Source organism: Bacillus cereus group sp. BfR-BA-01380 (assembly GCF_022663535.1).
Lineage (GTDB): Bacteria > Bacillota > Bacilli > Bacillales > Bacillaceae_G > Bacillus_A > Bacillus_A cereus_BB.
Genome location: NZ_JAKUFS010000068.1, coordinates 1 through 3,995, shown reverse-complemented (window position 1 = coordinate 3,995; position 3,995 = coordinate 1). Strand labels below are relative to the sequence as shown.

The window sequence follows — 3,995 nt, the reverse complement described above, 5'->3', positions numbered from 1 at the left end:
TTACCTCGCAGGAAGAAGCGAAGCCACCGAACATTCTAGCCACTGGAACTGGACAATGCTTTCGCCGAATTTTGAGGTGGGAGTATTACTGCCCACAAATAGCGGGATAAATATAAATTCTCTATAAAACGACATATTTCCTATCCTACTATATATATCCATTGTAATTTTCCGACATATAAGTCAACATGACCTGTACTCACTTGCTCCCTTTGTTTTAACCACGCATGTGGCAGAAAAAGGCCCTGACCGCTTCTATGCATGGCCAGATGCTCTCGCCCACCTAAATAGAAAGAGGGTTTTTATGTCAATTTTTAAATTTTATATTTATATAACAAACATTTACCATTTCACTATTATAGTGAAATGGTAAATGTTTGTGGTTCTGCAATTTTTTCATGTGTGTCTCCTGCTGCCAATGTATCTGTTGTAAAAGAAACTGTTTTTACTTTTTCATTAGGATCACTTAGTAAAAGCCCAATTAAGCCATCCCTTGTTTCACTAGGACTATAATCCTCTCTCGTTACACTTTTTGTACCAACAAGCGTATCTTCTGCATATAAGAAGTTTTTCGCTGGCACATGAAATTGTTGCTTTTCATTTACAGTTACATCATTCATAGAAAAGAACTGCATCTCTTTGTCTCCTGCATTTTCAACCTTATATGTAATTTCAATATATTTAGCAGTATCATCAATATCTTGTCCACTTAGTGATGCATATAATTCTGCCTCTGTTCGCTCCAGTGTCTCTCCTAAGCGGCGTTGTACTTCTTCCGGAGTTAATTTTGTATACATTTTCAACGTCTCTTTTGTTTCAGATTCCAAATTTGATAATGTAATAACTCTTACATTTTCTACATGGATTTTCATCGTTCCAACTGTAAATGTTTCATTTACATGTTTGATTTGTTCTAATTTTAAAGTCCCCCAGTTTTTTTGCTTAATCTCTTGTCCGACTTTTGTTAGTTGTATACCGCCATATTCATTCGTCTCGGGAATAGCCTGTTTCTTCGGCTGTTTCACTTTTTCCTGCTGAGCACACCCACTTAAAAGAATAAGTATGCTACATAAAATATAAAATACGTGCCATACTTTCATAATCTTTCTCCTGTCATTTCATACTATGAAACTATCATTATACGTACTATTATACTATATATATCCAGAAACTCTTTTTTAAAGATCGTGAAAGACTATTCCATCATCTATTCCGTCCATAAACAAAACCAGCTAGTAGACACACTAGCTGGTTTTGTTTCTTATAATGCTTCTATAAATAACGCTACTCCCATACCGCCACCGACGCAAAGAGAAGCAATACCCTTTTCTAATCCTCGTCTTCTTAACTCATGAATTAAGCTTACTGTAATACGTGCTCCTGTACATCCAATTGGATGACCAAGACCTATTCCACTGCCATTTACATTCACTTTTTCACGATCTAAGCCTAATTCTTTCTCTACTGCTAAATATTGTGCAGCAAATGCTTCATTAATTTCGAATAAATCGGCATCATTTACTGACCAATTTACATTTTGCAGTCCTTTTTGAATTGCTGGCACTGGTCCAATCCCCATAATTTTAGGATCTACACCTGCTACAGAGTATCCAACAATTCTCGCTAATGGTTGAAGCCCTTTTTCTTTCGCTTTTTCTTCACTCATTAAGACTAACGCTGCACTTCCGTCATTAATACCCGATGCGTTTCCGGCAGTTACTGTTCCGCCCTTGCGAAAAGCTGCTTTTAAACCCGAAAGTTTTTCTAACGTAATATCTGCACGAGGATGTTCATCTTTGGAAACGACAACCTCTTTTCTCCGTTCCTTTTTCGTAATTGGAACAATTTGCTCATCAAAATAGCCCGCTTCGATTGCATGAAGCGCACGTTGATGACTTAACACCGCTACTTCATCTTGTTCTTCGCGAGAAATGTCATATTGCTCAGCAAGATTTTCCGCAGTTTCTCCCATCATAATATGATGCATTGGATCTTCTAGCACTTCCCATACCATATCACGAATTTCTCCGTGTTGTAGTCGTTGTCCCCAGCGGTTCTCTTTTAATACATACGGACTAGAGCTCATCACTTCTACTCCTCCTGCAACAACAACATCACTTACACCTAATTGAATTTGCATTGCTGCTGAAATTAGCGCTTGCATACCTGAAGCACATTGACGCTGAATTGTGTAACCGGTAACCGTATCCGGAAATCCCGCCATAAGAGCTGCCGTTCTTGCTGTATTTGCCTCATCTGTTCGCTGAATACAGTGACCTAAAATCACTTCATCTACTTCATGGGGCGACACACCGCCTCTTTTTACAGCTTCCTGTAATACAGGAACTATAAGTTCAGTTGGTTTTACATTTTTGAAAGCTCCTCCAAATGTTCCAATCGGTGAACGAACTGCCGCTGTAACGACTACATTACGCATCGTGTACTTTCTCCTCTCTTATGTACCCTGGTAAAATTTGGATGAAATACTACAAGATGCATATCTATGTCTATTATATTACGAAGCAACTAAGAAAATCAAAATATTAAATAAAATTAGAATATATGTATCTATTAAAATTTTCAGACACATAAGTTTCTGCTATGCAGAATACACCATGACCTATACTCGCATGTGGTAGGAAAAGGTCCTGACCGCTTCTTTGCACGGCCAGATGCTCTCGTCCCCCCTAAAAGGGAAGGGATTTTTATGCCGTTTTTTCAACTTGTATATAGAAGGATAATCCCCTCCTTCTATTCTGTTAGTGCCAATAAAAATTTCCGAAGAATTTTTTCTGTTGTTGTATTTAAATTTGGCAACTTATCATTTGGAAAATATTGCATATCTAATCCTTCTTCATCACATTGTATTTCACCGTACACATGATGCGCTTGAAATACATTGATTACATTATAAATTTCGTCTCCATGCGGATAACGATAATATAAGTCTTGACCAGAGAGCACACCGAGAAACTGTAGGGAATCTGCTTTTAAACCTGTTTCTTCTCTTAATTCTCTCTCTGCGGTTTCTTCAATTGTCTCTCCTAACTCCATTGCTCCCCCCGGCAATCCCCAATCATATGTATCAGAACGAAGTTGTAATAATACTTCATTTTTTTCATTTAAAACAATAATTGCTGATCCTACTATTATAAGTGGTTTTGTTCCAACTAATTCCCGTAGCTCCTGTATATACCCCATTATGTAACTCCCCTTTCTTCTCCCCTCCTATAATAGCAAAATTCGTTCTTTATTTGTTTGATACATATAAAATATTTTCATACACAAAAAAGAGGCTAACTCACATTAGCCCCTTCCTCTCTTATTATCTAACCCCTATGGATTTCGTATTTTACGTCCTCAAATGCTCTTTCAATTTCCTCATCTCGGTAATGAACATATGTAAAACGTCCTAATTCTACTAAACGTGCAACTTCCCGCAATGCTTTCCCTTGTTCATACCCTTCTTTGACGGTAACATGAACATAAAACTTCATGAGCGGGTGCTCATACAATGATTCTCCCACTTCCACATATACATTTTCTACCCCTTGTACCACTTGAGCATAACTCGCAAATTGATAAATAGCCTCACGATCTGAAACAATTTTAAGTGTATACATGTTTTTTCCCCCTTTTCTTTTTACTATAACAAAAAATGGGTATATAAATATGTCGAAGTTTGACTATTTTCTGACTTCTTTTCATCATTTCTTATTCTGCAATTTACGAATAGTAAAGCCGCATCCTCAAGTTTCAGATAAAATGAACAAATCTTTTATCTGAAATACAACCGCTAATACAAATACACCTATTTTTGTATTAAAACTTTTCACACATTCATGTAAATATAATAAATTATTATTAACTCACGTTATAACAGGATAAAGTGAAACTTTAATCAGTGGGGTTTTCTTCATCCCCCACTGATTATTAGCCCTCACCAATCGGGCTTTTACGGGCAGTTTATCTCCCGCCTAACTTCTTAAGAAAAG

The 3,995-nt window shown here is 37.0% G+C and carries 4 protein-coding genes; all 4 read right to left on the bottom strand.

All coding sequences use genetic code 11. The features are described 5' to 3' along the window. Nucleotides 1–356 precede the first annotated feature (356 nt). Nucleotides 357–1,103 carry a SadB/YajI family lipoprotein gene (locus MR076_RS25770; protein WP_242225412.1) on the bottom strand — a complete coding sequence of 249 codons (747 nt, stop codon included), beginning with the start codon at nucleotides 1,101–1,103 and terminating at the stop codon, nucleotides 357–359. Nucleotides 1,104–1,261: 158 nt separating this feature from the next. Next, nucleotides 1,262–2,437: an acetyl-CoA C-acetyltransferase gene (locus MR076_RS25765; RefSeq protein ID WP_242225411.1), complete on the bottom strand. Its 1,176-nt coding sequence runs from the start codon at nucleotides 2,435–2,437 to the stop codon at nucleotides 1,262–1,264. A 314-nt stretch (nucleotides 2,438–2,751) separates the two neighbouring features. Next, nucleotides 2,752–3,201, bottom strand: coding sequence for an NUDIX hydrolase (locus MR076_RS25760; protein ID WP_242225410.1), 450 nt, complete (start codon nucleotides 3,199–3,201; stop codon nucleotides 2,752–2,754). A gap of 128 nt (nucleotides 3,202–3,329) precedes the next feature. After that, on the bottom strand, nucleotides 3,330–3,623 hold the full coding sequence (locus tag MR076_RS25755; protein WP_242225409.1) for a DUF3928 family protein: 294 nt from the start codon (nucleotides 3,621–3,623) through the stop codon (nucleotides 3,330–3,332). Nucleotides 3,624–3,995: the final 372 nt, after the last annotated feature.